General features: G+C 53.2%; 13 protein-coding genes. 9 read left to right on the top strand and 4 right to left on the bottom strand.

Annotated elements, in window-relative coordinates; translation table 11 throughout:
* Positions 1 to 789, bottom strand: a complete 789-nt coding sequence (locus IB214_RS19610) for a winged helix-turn-helix domain-containing protein (RefSeq protein WP_117341992.1) — start codon at positions 787 to 789, stop codon at positions 1 to 3.
* A 649-nt stretch (positions 790 to 1,438) separates the two neighbouring features.
* Between IB214_RS19610 and IB214_RS19605 the strand changes: the two genes are divergently transcribed.
* The 9 genes from IB214_RS19605 to IB214_RS19565 all read left to right on the top strand — a co-directional run bounded on the left by IB214_RS19605 (position 1,439) and on the right by IB214_RS19565 (position 10,538).
* A complete protein-coding gene (locus IB214_RS19605; protein ID WP_117341993.1) occupies positions 1,439 to 1,987 on the top strand; it encodes a fimbrial protein in 549 nt (182 codons plus the stop codon).
* Positions 1,988 to 2,056: 69 nt separating this feature from the next.
* A complete protein-coding gene (locus tag IB214_RS19600) occupies positions 2,057 to 2,605 on the top strand; it encodes a fimbrial protein (RefSeq protein WP_117341994.1) in 549 nt (182 codons plus the stop codon).
* Between the two features lie 42 nt (positions 2,606 to 2,647).
* Positions 2,648 to 5,119: a fimbria/pilus outer membrane usher protein gene (locus tag IB214_RS19595; RefSeq protein ID WP_117341995.1), complete on the top strand. Its 2,472-nt coding sequence runs from the start codon at positions 2,648 to 2,650 to the stop codon at positions 5,117 to 5,119.
* Positions 5,120 to 5,145: 26 nt separating this feature from the next.
* Entirely contained in the window at positions 5,146 to 5,922 is a 777-nt protein-coding gene (locus IB214_RS19590; RefSeq protein WP_117341996.1) for a molecular chaperone, read from the top strand.
* Positions 5,923 to 5,935: 13 nt separating this feature from the next.
* Positions 5,936 to 6,541, top strand: coding sequence for a fimbrial protein (locus IB214_RS19585; protein ID WP_117341997.1), 606 nt, complete (start codon positions 5,936 to 5,938; stop codon positions 6,539 to 6,541).
* Entirely contained in the window at positions 6,538 to 7,602 is a 1,065-nt protein-coding gene (locus IB214_RS19580; RefSeq protein ID WP_117341998.1) for a fimbrial protein, read from the top strand. The genes IB214_RS19585 and IB214_RS19580 overlap by 4 nt, the downstream gene beginning before the upstream one ends.
* 9 nt (positions 7,603 to 7,611) lie before the next feature.
* Positions 7,612 to 8,154, top strand: a complete 543-nt coding sequence (locus IB214_RS19575) for a fimbrial protein (RefSeq protein WP_117341999.1) — start codon at positions 7,612 to 7,614, stop codon at positions 8,152 to 8,154.
* A 1-nt stretch (position 8,155) separates the two neighbouring features.
* Entirely contained in the window at positions 8,156 to 9,823 is a 1,668-nt protein-coding gene (locus IB214_RS19570; RefSeq protein ID WP_117342000.1) for an O-antigen ligase family protein, read from the top strand.
* Between the two features lies 1 nt (position 9,824).
* Positions 9,825 to 10,538, top strand: a complete 714-nt coding sequence (locus IB214_RS19565; RefSeq protein WP_223240359.1) for an EAL domain-containing protein — start codon at positions 9,825 to 9,827, stop codon at positions 10,536 to 10,538.
* Positions 10,539 to 10,564: 26 nt separating this feature from the next.
* Here IB214_RS19565 and IB214_RS19560 read toward each other — a convergent pair whose 3' ends face one another.
* From IB214_RS19560 to fadE, 3 genes are all read right to left on the bottom strand, one after another.
* Entirely contained in the window at positions 10,565 to 10,975 is a 411-nt protein-coding gene (locus tag IB214_RS19560) for a hypothetical protein (RefSeq protein ID WP_096758202.1), read from the bottom strand.
* A gap of 155 nt (positions 10,976 to 11,130) precedes the next feature.
* Positions 11,131 to 11,898 (bottom strand): amidohydrolase, encoded by a 768-nt coding sequence (locus IB214_RS19555; protein ID WP_115259360.1) that lies wholly within the window; start codon positions 11,896 to 11,898, stop codon positions 11,131 to 11,133.
* A gap of 109 nt (positions 11,899 to 12,007) precedes the next feature.
* On the bottom strand, positions 12,008 to 14,452 hold the full coding sequence (fadE, locus tag IB214_RS19550; protein WP_117342002.1) for an acyl-CoA dehydrogenase FadE: 2,445 nt from the start codon (positions 14,450 to 14,452) through the stop codon (positions 12,008 to 12,010).
* Positions 14,453 to 14,515 lie beyond the last annotated feature (63 nt).

The raw sequence follows: 14,515 nt of genomic DNA, 5'->3' as shown, positions 1-14,515 counted from the left end.
TTATTCCTCATGATGGCGATACTGGCTGATGCAATGGTAGTAGCCGAGGTTGAGTCCGCATTCTGCCGCAAACGACCAGTCAACCAGATTATGGTTGCTCGACCAGGTATTGAGATACAGCTCTTTTGGGGTTGAACAGTTCGGGTTAATGCCGACGGATTTAAAAATATCCAGCGCCTTCTTTTCAGTAATGGTGTCTGTGAGGGCATTCCCTAATATATGTACCCGGCATTGCTCGTAATCGATGGTACGCAAAATAGAGGCATCGGTCATGGCAATTTCATTTGGTATCCACGTTAACCAGGCTGTTGCCAGTACGGCGATGCCGGTAATTAATGCGGTGATTGCTATAGGCCATCGGTTTTGTTTTTTTGTCTTTCGTACCGATGTAAAAGAAGCGGTACTGGTGAGGGGCTTTTTTTCTTCTTGCTGCTGAATATTGATATTGACGTCACCCATTCGAAATCCCGTACGCGGAATCGTTACGATGTATTCTGCCGGGTGCCCCGTCGACGTTATTGCTTTGCGCAGAAATGAAATGTGCTGATTGAGATTAGCATCTGTCGCTCTAGCGCCATTATGCTGGAATACATTGAGTAGAATCTCGTCGCGCGTGGAGATATCTTTACCATTTTGCAACAAATACATCAGTAATTGTACTGCTACATTATTCAATGTGGCTATCTCACCAGATGAGATATCTTTTAGCGTATTTTTATGTGGTTTAAATACTAATCCATCACCAATAATTACGGATTTAATCTTATTTATTGGTATATGAGAAATCACGGATATCTCCTTTGATGCAACAAAGCATGGAATCTCACAGTCGAGTGGTTGAAGCAATAGCATAACATAATTTATTTATGAAAAATGACTGTGTTATTGAACGTTTTATTAATGTTTTTATAACAATATTTCAATGTTTATCTGAACGTGCGCTATTATCCTTTCCCATTTCTCCTATCTTATTGTCATTCCTCGTTTTTGATATCCATTGGCATTTTTACAAAACTTTCATAAATACATTGCTCCTCCTTTTTAAGCTAAATAAAAAAATATCCAATAGATAAAAACACTATAAAAGATATAAATGATAGGTATTAACACTGGTTTTCTTGCGATTTTAGGCGGTTATTGCGCGATAGATCGGTGTGATAGCGGGGAGGCAACATGATTCCCTGAGTTTGATTGAAAGCACGATTTTTCGTTGTCTCATTTTATTGCCGATTTAATATAAGCCCCGAAACAGCGTGAACGGCTGCGGAGGGTATTTCGGATGAAATGCCAGTAACGTTCAAAATCAAGGGTGGTTCGAGAAGGAATGTTTGCAAGGTAATGCGCGTCTACCACCTGAAGACCCATATTTCCCAGGAAAAGTAGCCTGTGGAAATAGCACGTCAAAATAACCAGAACAGAAATAAGGTTTAGAAGTAATATGAAAATGAAAAATGTGGCCGTCGTCTGTGCACTGATGGCAGGAATGACTTTTACTGCCTCTTCTGCTTTCGCTGCAAAAAGTGTAGAGCCGACCAACGGTAAAATTCATTTCACCGGTTCACTGGTGAATTCAGCATGTGGCCTGGCACCGGAATCCAGCCCGGTACAGGTAAACTTTGGTGAAATCCCAACGTCTCAGTTAAAAGACAACCAGCGTGCTGGTGTTAAACACGCCAAAATCGTTCTGCAGGGCTGTGATACCACTGTCGCCAAAACCGCAACCGTAACATATACCCCAGCAACAATTGACCAGGACAATAGCGCGCTGGCTGCATTTACTTCAGGTACTGCACAGGGTGCGGGCATCGGTATGATTGATAGCGGCAACCAGGATGTAAAATGGGGTGAAGCTGCCTCTCAGGTTAATATTACCGATGGTGAAAGTGACATCGATTTTGTGGCTTACCTGCAGGCAAATAATGCCTCCGCAGCGGTCACACCGGGTGATTTTGAATCTACCGTTAATTTCCAGATTGACTACCAGTAATGGTCTGCAGCAGGCGCATTAATGCGCCTGCTTACGCCTTCCCGCGAATAAATGAAAGGAAATGCGGTTATGCCTGAATGGCGAACGTTACTGCTTTTTATCTTTATCTCGCCTGCGTGGGTCATGGCTGGCACTGCGCCTGTCGCCAGCACGCCCGGCAAAATGCGCATGCGGGGACATATTATTGAGGCTGCTTGCTATGTCGATCCGCGCGATCGTTCGTTGTTGGTTGAATTTAATGATATCTCCGCTCGGGATATATCCGGGAGACCAGAAAAAGTCTCTGCGCATGGTTTCAGTATTCATTTGCTGGGATGTTCATTAGGGGATTCTCGACATTCAGAGAATGTGTTTCAGCGCGCAAATATCACTTTTTCCGGCATGCCCGATCGCGACAACCCTGATTATCTGAGCGTGCAGTCGACGACTGAAGATTTAGCGATAGAAATATTTGATAGCACCGGACAGCAAATTCATCTGGGGGAGCCTTCTCCGGATTATGTCCTAAACCCTGGAAAAAATACGCTCAATTTTACAGCTTATTTAATCTCCCGCGACGGACGAATGACATCCGGCGAATTTACTGCGGTTACGCATTTTGTTGTGAATTATCTCTGAGCTGCTCCGGCAATTTGGGTATCTGAAGGTTTGCGAACGAAAATGATTACGCTGAAAACAGATAAAAAACGTCTGGCGCTTATTATTGCTCTGGTCTGCAGCGCTTCATGGGCTGAGGCTGATGAGGCTATTGAATTTAATACCGACGTCCTGGATGCCAGCGACAGGCAAAACGTAGATTTGCAGCGCTTTTCTGAAGGCAATTTTGTCACCCCCGGGGAATATTTGCTGGATGTTCGTATTAACGGGCAGGAGATCCCACAGCAGTCGATTCGCTATATCACCGATCCTGACAATAAACATAAATCTCTGGCGTGCCTGTCACCACTACAGCTCGAATTACTTGCGCTCAAAGAAGACGCATTGGCGTATATTCATCCGATTACCGCGACCTGTCATGACATATCCCGCCTGCCGGGCGTGGTGTTGAATAACAGTGCCGGACTTCTGGACATTACCGTGCCGCAGGCATGGATGAAATATACCGATCCTGACTGGACGCCGCCGGAACGTTGGGATAATGGCGTCGCGGGGCTGATTTTTGATTACAGCGTGTCGGGTCAGGCCACCCACTACGAACAAGGCGGAGGTCATTACCGCTCGCTGTCGGGCTATGGGCAAACGGGGTTCAACCTTGGTGGCTGGCGTTTTCGCGGGCAGTATCAGGCCGATTACTCTTCTGATAATCAGCACGGGCAGATTAACTGGGATCAGATCTACGCCTATCGTCCATTGCCCATGCAGGCTGCGAAGCTGACGGTGGGTGAAATCTATCTGAATTCTCAGGTCTTTGATTCTGTTCGCTTTACCGGGGTTAACCTCGCCAGCGACGAGCGTATGCTACCGCCAAATTTGCAAGGCTACGCGCCTGAAGTTCACGGCATTGCCCGCAGTAACGCCAAAGTGACCGTCAGCCAGCAGAAGCGCGTGATCTACCAAACGACCGTTCCTGCGGGGCCGTTTAATATTCAGGATCTGCATGCTTCGGTACGCGGCACGCTGGATGTGCGGGTAGAAGAGCAAGATGGCAGCGTGCAAACTTTTCAGGTCAATACCGCTGATATTCCTTACCTGACACGTCCGGGCTATGTTCGCTACAACACCGCCGTCGGTAAGCCTTCACTCTATAACCATGATGTCCAGGGGCCGGCATTTTACAGCGGTGATTTTTCATGGGGAGTGAGTAATGCCTGGTCCCTGTACGGCGGGGCACTGCTAACAGGTGAACGCTACAACGCTTGGTCGATGGGCATCGGGCGGGATCTGAGCTGGCTGGGTGCGTTGTCGGCTGATGCGACGCAATCCGTCAGCCGGGTGAAGCATCAGGACGAACAAAAAGGCATGTCCTTTAAGCTGAGCTATGCCAAAACCTTCGATGAATACAACAGCGCCATCACTTTTGCCGGTTATCGTTTTTCACAGCGTAGCTTCCGTTCTTTCTCGCAGTTTCTCGATGAGCAATATAAAAATAATAACAGCGCCGGGAACGAGAAAGAGATGTACACCATCACCGGTAATAAGACCTTCTTTGCAGACGATCCGCGCCTCTCCACGACGCTGTATCTGACCTATACCCACCAGAACTACTGGGATCGCCGTTCGCAGGATCGCTATGGGCTGTCGGTGGGTCATAGCTTTTCATTTGCAGGCATTCAGGGGATCAGCACCAACCTTGCCGCATATCGCTCCGAGTACCAGGGAAAACGGGATGACAGCCTCTCGCTCTCGCTGTCTATTCCGTGGAGCGATAGCCGCTCAATGGACTATGAGCTGCAGAACAACGGCAACCAAACCAGCCAGATGGTTTCGTATTCCGATAACCGTGACCGAAATAATCCGTGGCGCCTGCGCGCCGGACTCTCCGGCGAAGGCCATACCGCCTTTGACGGCTACTACCAGCACCGGAGCATGATGGCCGAGCTGGAATCTAATGTCAGCTGGCAGCAGTCACGCTACTTCTCCGTGGGCGGCACCTTGCGTGGTGGTTTTACTGCAACCCGTCACGGCGCGGCGCTCCACAATAGCCAGGCATCGATGAATACCGCCCGCGTAATGGTTGACACCGACGGCGTCGCTAACGTGCCGCTGAACGGCGAACAGGCACACTCGAACCGCTTTGGCATTGCCGTGGTACCGGATGTCGTGAGTTACCACAGCTTTGATACCCGTATCGACGTGGACACAATGGATGAGGATATTTCCGCAGCCAAAGCCATCGTCACCAACACCCTGACCGAAGGAGCGATTGGCTATCAGCGCTTTGCCGTCGCACAGGGGCTAAAAATGATGGCCCAACTGCGTATGAAAGATGGCTCGGTACCACCGTTTGGCGCCGAGGTGTTTAACGCCAACGGCGTGAGTGTCGCCATGGTGATGGAAAACGGTGAGGCCTGGATTGCTGGTGTGAAACCTGCCGAACGCCTTTCCGTTGCCTGGGGAGGGCGCGCGCAGTGCTATCTGGCGGTGCCTTTGCAACCTAACCCGGAAGGTAACGTCCTGTTGCCTTGTGAATAATATTAACTACCTGAATGAAGCGAACCATGAATAACCAAGCTATTTACTCCGTGCAGCGCTGGCTGAAGCCGGTCGCCTGCGGTTTGCTGTTTGCCGCGGACATCCATTCCGCGTGGGCGGGCATTGCGCTTGACCGTACCCGGCTGATCATCACCGGTGATGCGCGCTCTGTTAGTGCGAACTTAAGCAATACGAGCCCGAGCATTCCATTCCTCGCGCAGTCATGGGTGGAGGACGCGAGCGGGACAAAAATCACCTCGCCGCTGATGGTTTTGCCGCCGTTGCAGCGCATTAATGGCGGGCAAAAGGGCATTGCCCGGGTAACAAAAACCGGCGGCATTAACGCATTGCCGCAGGATCGCGAAAGCCTGTTCTATCTGAATGTTCGTGAGATTCCACCTAAGCCAGATAAGCCAAACGTGCTGCAACTGGCGATGCAGTCACGCATCAAACTGTTTTACCGTCCGTCGGCAATTGTGCCTGAAACACCCGGAGCGGTATGGCAAAACCAGCTGGTGTTCCACAAGCAGGGCGCCCGCTGGACCGTGAATAACCCGACGCCTTACTTCGTGACCTTAATTGGCTTGAGCCGCAAGCCGGAAGCGCAGGGCGGTGGCAGGCTGACTGACTTCCCCGGAATAATGATCTCGCCTAAGTCGTCTCTCGATTTCAGCGTGAAAGAGGGCGATGTCAGCCAGTTCAGCATGATGTACGTGAACGATTTTGGCGGCCATCCCGAACTGAAATACCGCTGTACAGACAATGTGTGTCAGGCATTGCCGATGGAGCAACAGCCCCGGTAACAGGACTCGGTAAATGAAAAAAATGCTTTGCGCCCTGCTGATGCTGGGAGTGGCCGGGATGGTTCAGGCCAAAAGCGGCCGTCAGGATATGAGCCATGTGTCCGGCGAGTATGGCAACGTTCGCTTTCACGGTCGTGTTTATGTCTCACCGTGCGTGCTGGATATGGCATCGCGCGATCAAACCATCAACCTTGGCGATATTTCTGCCCGCCGGTTTCACCAGGGAGGCGATCGTAGCGATTCGGTGTTGGTCACGCTGTATCTGAACGACTGCTTAAAGGGCTCAGGTCATGCCCTGCAGGATTTTCCCGGGCAGGCCAGCGAAATGCCTAAGCTGGCGCACAGCACGGTGGAGCGTGGCGTCTCGCTGACGCTGATGGCCGACAGTTCTCCGGGAAACAGCGATCTGGCCCGGATCCATGGCAATGTGCGAGGAGCAGGCATTCGGCTGATGACCGAACGTCAGCAACCGATCCATCTAAGCCAACCGCAGCGCATGTGGATCCTCAAACCTGGAGATAACGCTATTCACTTTCTTGCCGCGCTGGAGTCTATCGGGCGCGAGGTCAGCGCTGGTGAATTTCGCGGTCTGGTGAGACTTAAGCTGGAGTATCTATGAGCGTTTGGCATAAAACGTTGTTCTGGACAGCGCTGGCTTGCTGTCCGCTGACGGCGCACGCATTTAGCCAGGGAGAGGGTGAACCAGAGGGCGGGGCACCGCATCAGTACGATATTGAACTGAGTTCGCTGGATGTCAGCAAAAACCACGTTGGTGGTCGAACGGAGCCGTTTCCATGGAATCTGGGGAGCTGGTATGTAGTGAATTTTTATTGCCAGCAGGCCGATATCTCACGAGAACCTATTTACTACACCACCACCACCACGATGCCACCTTCAAGTCAGGGGGCGAACCGTTTCCGACTCAATGAGTATCTGGATGTCGATGTTCAGGTATGGGTCGCCGGGGGCTATAAGAAATATGTCCAGGCTCCCTTTACCAATGTTTCAAACCGCAACAACAGCAACACCTGCAAAAAGCGAAAGGGCTACGTGCGCGCCAGTAATGTTGAAAGTGGTTCGAAAGGGAAAGTGACGTTTATTGTCACCAAACCCATTATTAACGGTATCAGTATCACTTCTCAGTCGTTGCTGGAGGTCGCCGGGCGCATGGGAAGCGGTGGACCCACACCCACAACGGCGATTTCCCGCGTGGTGATTAAATCCGGGCTGATTACCGTGCCGGATAAATGCACCTTTAACCGGGGCGATAAAATCAGTATCGAATTTGGCGATTTGCCCGGTTCTGCCGCCCGGCTCAATGGTTCCAATTTCAGCAAGTCGATCCCGATTCATGTGTCCTGCGAAGGCGGCAGTTTTGATCAAGGGGCGCTGAACATCAATTTGGGCGTACAAACCACCACGGCTTCAGGCACGGCGGGGTTTAACGATCATTTCCTCGGCACCCTCAGCAGCGGAGAAAAACGCGACGACCTCGGTATTGTCCTGAAGGATGAGAGTGGAAGCATTGTGGTGCCGAATCAGTTCTATAACGTCAAGGGCTTTTACCAGAATCAGGGCGACTGGAACCTCACCGCCGCGCCGGTAGCGAAGCCAGGCGTGGGTAGCGTTAAGGTGGGGGAGTTTGAAGCTTCGGCCACCGTTGTTGCGCAGTTTCAGTAAGGTAATGCCATGATATTCAGGACGTTAATCACGCTCAGCGCGCTGCTGATCGGCGGTACGGTGCAGGCCGACACCAAACTGGTCGGCGGCGATATGCACTTCCACGGCACCATCAGGGCGCTGGCCTGTAGTATTGCGCCGGGTGGCGACAAAATCGAGGTCGATTTCGGGCAAATCGCGACCCAGGATCTTTATCTTGCCGGGCGCGGTAAGCCGGAAAAATTCAGTATTCAGCTCCGTGATTGCGATCCTGATGTCTTTCGTGGGATCTCCGTGACCTTCGGCGGCACTGAAGATGCGGAACTGCCCGATCATCTGGCACTGGATAGTCACGAGCAGGGGGGCGCATCAGGGATCGGCATAGGGATGAGCGAAGAAGACGGCGCGGCAATCCGGCTTGATGAGAGTACGTCAGTGACAGACATTACCAAAGGATCGATGACGCTGAATTTTCTGGCGTGGGTCGAGGCCCAGCCGACAGCGTTGAAAAATCAGTCCCTTGAGTACGGTCCTTTTAGCGCCAGTGGGACCTGGACGCTGAACTATCAATAGTATGAAAAATACACTGAATCGCCTTGCCCCGCTGCCTGCGCAGAGAGTATTTCTCGGGCTCAGCCTGTTTTACTGGTGCGGGGCAATGCACCTTTACTGGCCGAATAATGGTGGCAGCGGCCTGTCGTTACCGCTCAATATTTTGGCCTGGATCTACGCAGTTGTATTAGCCGGCTGCGTATCCGTACGACCCCCTCGCCAGGTCTGGCGCATCACCTTGCCTGCCGTCGGGTTTATCGCAGGCTCACTCATTCTGACGTTGCTCTGTCTGATGACGCCCGCAGTCTGGCAACCTGAGTCACTGTTGGTGGCTGGGGCGCTGTTGGGCGGTGTGCTGGTTTATCTGGTGGTGCTGCAAATTCCGCTGGCGGCGAACACCCTGACGACATTACTGGCGCTGTTATGGGGAGCCAGCCTTATCGAGTGCCTCGTCTTCGTCTATCAGTATTGGCATCTACCGGGCGTGGGCTACTGGGAGTTTGCCTGGTGGCGCAGTACGCGGCCCTACGGCATTTTTCAGCAGGTTAACCTGATGGCCAGCTTCACCGCCTGCGGCACCCTGCTGTCGGTAGTGTTGGCCCTGCGACTACGCGGCAGAAAGATAATCGCCATGGTGTTTGCCCTTGGTGTGATGGGGTTTGTGCTGCATGAATCACAGTCGCAAACCGGGTATTTGTCACTGGTCGTCGGTGAAGCGCTGCTGCTGGTGATTTTCCCCGCCCGGCGGCGGACGTTACTGCTTCTTGTGCTGCCGCTGGTGGTCGGAATGCTAGCAGGAGCGGCCGCGCGCCATGTTATGTCCGTTGCGACGGTCGAGCACTTGACGTCATCGCAGGTGCGCTGGACGGTATTGAAAACGTCGCTGGCCCTGTTTATGGCGCGACCGTGGACGGGCTGGGGCATCGGCAGCTTTCCCGCTCTGTTTCTTGACCGCGCGGGCCATCTGGGACTGAGCAGCATGTCGCACCCGCACAACGAGCTGGTGCTATGGATGGTCGAAGGCGGCATAGTCGGACTGGCGGGCACGCTCTGTTTTATTGCCGGAGGGTTCTGGCTCTGGCGGCGTGGCGATCGCTGGCACCGCGCCTGCATGGTGGCGGCGCTGCCGGTGGCGATTCATATGCTGACTGAATATCCCGTCAGGCAGTCGACGCCTCACTGGCTGCTGCTGATCTTGCTGCTACGTTGTGCGGATCGCACGGAAAACGCGTATCGGCTGGCGCTGTCGGTGACGAAAGGGATGTGCGTGACCGCGTTTATTACATTTTTGCTTTTAACACCGGTATTGCTCCTCACGCTACAAACGCAGCAGCAGTTGACGATGGTGGAGCGGCGGGCAGAGCAGTGGCGACTGGCCAAATCGATCCCGGTAGGGGGCTGGTTGCTGGTCAGTCGCTACCGGTTTGATGTTGCAATGGGCGATGTGCAACGTTATCAGCGAACCCGGGATACCCGCTGGCTGGCGCACGTTCAACGCTGGGCGCCTGACTATGTACGTGTTCATCCTGACCCGAACGTCTCCTACATCCAAATCTTGCTGGCGCTCAAGCAGCGCGACATGCCCGCAGCACGTCGTCTGGCGGCACGCTTTTATCGTGAATATCCGAACGATCGCCGTATCCCCTGGCTGCAGGATGCCCGACGCCCTTTTAATCAAAAAATGGAATGACATGAACAGACCAAACGAACAGGCTCAATATCTACCCGCACGTCCCCGCAATGCCGAGCTGCTGCGGATAACCGGGATCCGTTTACAGCGCATTCATTTTTTTGATGACGCCTCGCTGGATGTCCGTGAGGTGTTGAGTCAGGTTCGGACGTCGTTACCGCTGGATCTTTTTTTCAAGCACCTTTCCACAACCGCGAAGCAGCAACTCTTTCTTTGGCAAATGCAGCGGGTACTGGCGCTGCCGGGAAGCTACTCCCTGAATGTGTCTGTCCGGATGCTGACCTGCATGTCGTGGGTGACACGATTGATTAAACGGGCGCATCAAGGGCGTATTGTGATCGAAATTCAGGACCCAGGCACCATGATGCGTCTGGAAAAGTCAGAACAGCAGGCGGTGTGTATTGCGATAAGATCCCTGGTGCGCCACGGGTTCCGCGTCTGGCTGGATGATGTATCGCCCGAGCTATTTTTTGTCTGGCGACTGTCTGGGGTTCGGTTCGATGCCATCAAAATTGAAAGCGGAATGTTTCATCAGTTCAGAGAATCGGAGTGGCAGCTGAGAGTTCTCATTAACCAGTTTCGCGGGCTGGGCGAGCGGGTGGTGATCGAGGGGGTGGAAACGCCGGAGGATTATGCCATCTGTCGCGTAAGCGGTGCCGATGCCGTGCAGGGATTTCTGTTTGCGCAAGAAATAATGCCTGAGCTGACAGCCTGAACCATTGCTGGTTCAGGCTTATGCCATTACTCGCCCAGCGTCTGTGCAATATCTTTTTGCACCAGCTTACGCTGCTCTGGTGTGAGGACTTTGCTCAGGTCAAAGTAGTATTTCACGCGGTAGTAACGTGCCTGCTGTTCGATGTTGCTGAACGCGGCAAGCTGTTTCTTAACAGCGGCATCATCCCATTTTCCGGACTTGATCACGTCAATCAGCACGCCGTCTTTAACGTCGTTCACCGAAATCTGGCTGACATTGGTTTCCAGCTGTTGGTGCAGCTTTTTAATCTGCGCCACCTGGTCATTGCTCAGTTTCAGGTGCTGTACCACTGGATCCTGGGCCGGGGCCGGAACGTTGGATACGTTTGCTGCAAGTGTGCTAAAGGAGGCACCCGCCAGGGTAGCAGCCAGCAAAGTCATGCGTACAAATTTCTTCATTTTGATATCCTGATAAGGGAATTTACGTGTGATTATCATTTTCAGAATACGTTGCCTGAGGCATGTCGCCACGCGAATTTGTTTTGCGGTTAGTTACGGAGTGAAACAATCCCGCCACGGGGAAACCGTTCCGTAACGGGAGAGAAGATATATCTCTATAGCGTAAACGGGTCGGCATCCTGCCAGGCTGGAAACTTCTCGCGATACTCCCGCAATGCTGTAAGCGACAGCTCAGCATCAATCCGCGTGGCCTGGTGCGCCTCGGCGGTGGCAATAATTTCCCCTTGCGGGTTAATTACCCGGCTGTCCCCGCGATAATGATGGCCATTGCCATCGCTACCAACCCGGTTACATCCTGCTACATAAGCCTGGTTCTCAATTGCCCGGGCGACCAGCAGTGCCTGCCAGTGCAGTGAGCGTGGTGCAGGCCAGTTTGCGACATATAATGCCAGGTCATAATCCTCGCGATTGCGTGACCATACCGGAAACCGCAGGTCATAACAGACCAGCGGTAAAATACGCCAGCCGCGCCATTGAACAATGACGCGTTCTTCTCCAGCCTGATAATACTGGTGCTCGTTCGCCATGCGGAACAGGTGGCGTTTATCATAAAAATGAACGCATCCTTCGGGTTCTACCAGTAAAAAACGATTTACCGGGCCACGTTCTGACTGTAACGCGGCGCTGCCGGCGATTAGCGCATTTGTCTGCTGCGCTTTGGCGTGCATCCAGCGAACAACCTCTTCCTGCGTAAGCGACGTGCTGGCCGCTTCCATCGCAAAGCCGCTGGTAAACATCTCGGGCAATACAATGACGTCTCGTCCGGTGATGGTTTCAAGCTGTCGGTCGAAATGGCGCAGGTTAGCCGGGCCATCCATCCAGATCAGTGGTTGTTGCAGTAGGGTAATTTTCAAACCAGGCACAATCGAGGCTCCTCGTTGAACAGCATTTTGACACTGTAGCATGAGCATTACCGAAAATGTGGCAATAAAAAGCCCCGCGTTAAGCGGGGCTGGAAGTCGTGCGCGATCGCTATGCCGCTTCGACTTTACGCACTTTCTCTGGCAACTTTACCGGTTGGGTCGCCAGCTCCTCAGGGTCAAAATCATCCACGTTGATGCTGCGCAGACGGCTCTCTTCCGCTTTCACCAGAATCGCGGCTTCGTCTTTATCAATCAACCCTTTTGCCAGCGCGTTACGCGCCAGTTCATCCAGGCGGGTAAACGGCAGGTTTTTACCCAGCTCTTTGCAGATACGCTGGTGGATAGGGTCGGCGGCAATCACGTCCAGCAACGCTTCTTCCAACAAGCCGACCGGATTGTATTGGCTTGGCGTCAGATACTGACCGCGACCGATGCGTGAACGGGTTGCGCTCGGCACCTGCAAAATCTTGGCAACTTTATGATCCAGTTTGTCAGAAGGCGCATGGTAGTGGCGACCGGTCGGGAAGATAACCACATTCAGCAGCCCGGCAACGAAACGGTTCGGGAAGTTTTGCAGCAGATCGTCCATCGCCTGTTCCGCTTTATACAACGCATCCTGTACGCCCCAGTGAACCAGCGGCAGGTCGGCTTCATGGCGGCCTTCGTCGTCATAACGCTTCAGAACGGCGGAGGCCAGATACAGCTGACTTAACACATCGCCCAGACGCGCGGAGATACGCTCGCGACGCTTCAGACTACCGCCCAGCACGGCCATGGAGACATCTGAGAGTAATGCCAGGTTGGCGCTCAGACGGTTCAGGTGCTGGTAGTAACGTTTGGTGGCATCACCGGTTGGCGTGCTGCTGGTAAGCCCGCGCGTCAGACCGAGCCAGAAACTGCGTACCTTATTGCTGCCGACGTGACCAATGTGCTTAAACAGCAGCTTATCGAACGCATTCACATCGTTGTTCTGCGCCGCCGCCATCTCTTCCAACACGTACGGATGGCAACGAATTGCCCCCTGGCCGAAGATCATCATGCTACGGGTCAGAATATTGGCACCTTCAACGGTGATGGCGATCGGGGCGCCCTGGTAAGCACGCGCCAGGAAGTTGCTTTCGCCCAGCATAATGCCTTTACCGCCAGTGATATCCATCGCATCGATGATTGACTGCTGCCCGCGGTGGGTACAGTGATATTTCACGATGGCGGAAAGTACCGCTGGTTTTTCGCCGAGCATAATACCGTAGGTAATCAGCGACGCCGCGGCGTCCATCACGTAGGCGTTACCGGCAATACGCGCCAGCGGTTCTTCAATACCTTCCATCTTGCCGATAGAGATTTTGAACTGGCGACGAATATGCGCATAGGCACCTGTTGCCATGGCAACCGATTTCACGCCACCTGTCGAGTTAGATGGCAGCGTAATGCCGCGCCCCACAGACAGACATTCCACCAGCATACGCCAGCCCTGACCGGCCATCTTCGGGCCACCGATAATGTAATCAATCGGTACAAAAACATCTTTACCCAGCGTCGGACCGTTCTGGAACGGGACGTTCAGCGGGAAGTGGCGACGACCAATTTCTACGCCCGGTGTTGAGGTGGGGATCAGCGCGCAGGTAATGCCCAGATCTTCCTCGCCGCCCAGCAGTTTTTCCGGGTCGGAGAGTTTAAACGCCAGGCCCAGCACGGTGGCGATAGGGGCCAGCGTGATATAGCGTTTGTTCCAGGTCAGGCGCATACCCAGCACCTGCTGACCCTGCCATTCACCCATGCAAACTACGCCGGTATCCGGAATCGCCCCTGCATCGGAGCCCGCTTCCGGGCTGGTCAGCGCAAAGCAAGGGATTTCCTGACCACGCGCCAGACGCGGCAAATAATGGTTTTTCTGTTCTTCGGTGCCGTAATGTTGCAGCAGTTCACCCGGGCCTAATGAGTTAGGTACGCCAACGGTGATCGCCAGGATCCCGGAGACGCCGGAGAGTTTTTGCAGTACGCGAGCCTGTGCATAAGCAGAGAATTCCAGACCGCCGTACTCTTTCTTGATGATCATCGCAAAGAAGCGGTGCTCTTTCAGATACGCCCACAGTTCTGGCGGCAGATCCGCTAATTCATGGGTGATCTGGAAGTCATTTGCCATGCGGCACGCTTCTTCGACCGGACCGTCAATAAAGGCCTGCTCTTCTGCCGTCAGGCGTGGCTGCGGATAGCTGTGCAATTTCTTCCAGTCCGGTTTGCCCTGGAACAGATCGCCTTCCCACCAGGTGGTACCGGCATCAATCGCTTCTTTCTCGGTGCGCGACATCGGCGGCATAACCTTACGGAAGCCGCGGAACACTGGCGCAGAGATCATGGATTTACGCATCGGCGTAAAGTTAAACGGCACCAGAATAATGGCCAGAGGAACCAGCAGCCAGACCGACCACAGGCCAGCTACGCCGAGCGCAGCCGTCCATGCGAGCAAAATTACGCTGCTGAGAAACAAGCTCACGCGGTGATAAAACAATACGCCGAGCAGAACAATCGTTGCGAGAATACTCAAAATCATCATATCGAAAAGCTCCCTTGCTTGTAGGAGGTCTGACCACTTGTGATGATATGGTTGTAGTGGATG

Source organism: Citrobacter sp. C1 (assembly GCF_014596895.2).
GTDB classification, from domain to species: Bacteria; Pseudomonadota; Gammaproteobacteria; order Enterobacterales; family Enterobacteriaceae; genus Citrobacter; species Citrobacter gillenii.
The sequence above is the reverse complement of the archived record's forward strand: the minus strand, read 5'-3'. Positions and strand labels throughout refer to the sequence as shown.

Coding starts and splice junctions, on each gene's coding strand:
- IB214_RS19605 (WP_117341993.1), top strand. CDS start 1,439: ATGAAAATGAAAAATGTGGCCGTCGTCTGTGCACTGATGGCAGGAATG.
- IB214_RS19600 (WP_117341994.1), top strand. CDS start 2,057: ATGCCTGAATGGCGAACGTTACTGCTTTTTATCTTTATCTCGCCTGCG.
- IB214_RS19595 (WP_117341995.1), top strand. CDS start 2,648: ATGATTACGCTGAAAACAGATAAAAAACGTCTGGCGCTTATTATTGCT.
- IB214_RS19590 (WP_117341996.1), top strand. CDS start 5,146: ATGAATAACCAAGCTATTTACTCCGTGCAGCGCTGGCTGAAGCCGGTC.
- IB214_RS19585 (WP_117341997.1), top strand. CDS start 5,936: ATGAAAAAAATGCTTTGCGCCCTGCTGATGCTGGGAGTGGCCGGGATG.
- IB214_RS19580 (WP_117341998.1), top strand. CDS start 6,538: ATGAGCGTTTGGCATAAAACGTTGTTCTGGACAGCGCTGGCTTGCTGT.
- IB214_RS19575 (WP_117341999.1), top strand. CDS start 7,612: ATGATATTCAGGACGTTAATCACGCTCAGCGCGCTGCTGATCGGCGGT.
- IB214_RS19570 (WP_117342000.1), top strand. CDS start 8,156: ATGAAAAATACACTGAATCGCCTTGCCCCGCTGCCTGCGCAGAGAGTA.
- IB214_RS19565 (WP_223240359.1), top strand. CDS start 9,825: ATGAACAGACCAAACGAACAGGCTCAATATCTACCCGCACGTCCCCGC.
- IB214_RS19560 (WP_096758202.1), bottom strand. CDS start 10,975: ATGAAGAAATTTGTACGCATGACTTTGCTGGCTGCTACCCTGGCGGGT.
- fadE (WP_117342002.1), bottom strand. CDS start 14,452: ATGATGATTTTGAGTATTCTCGCAACGATTGTTCTGCTCGGCGTATTG.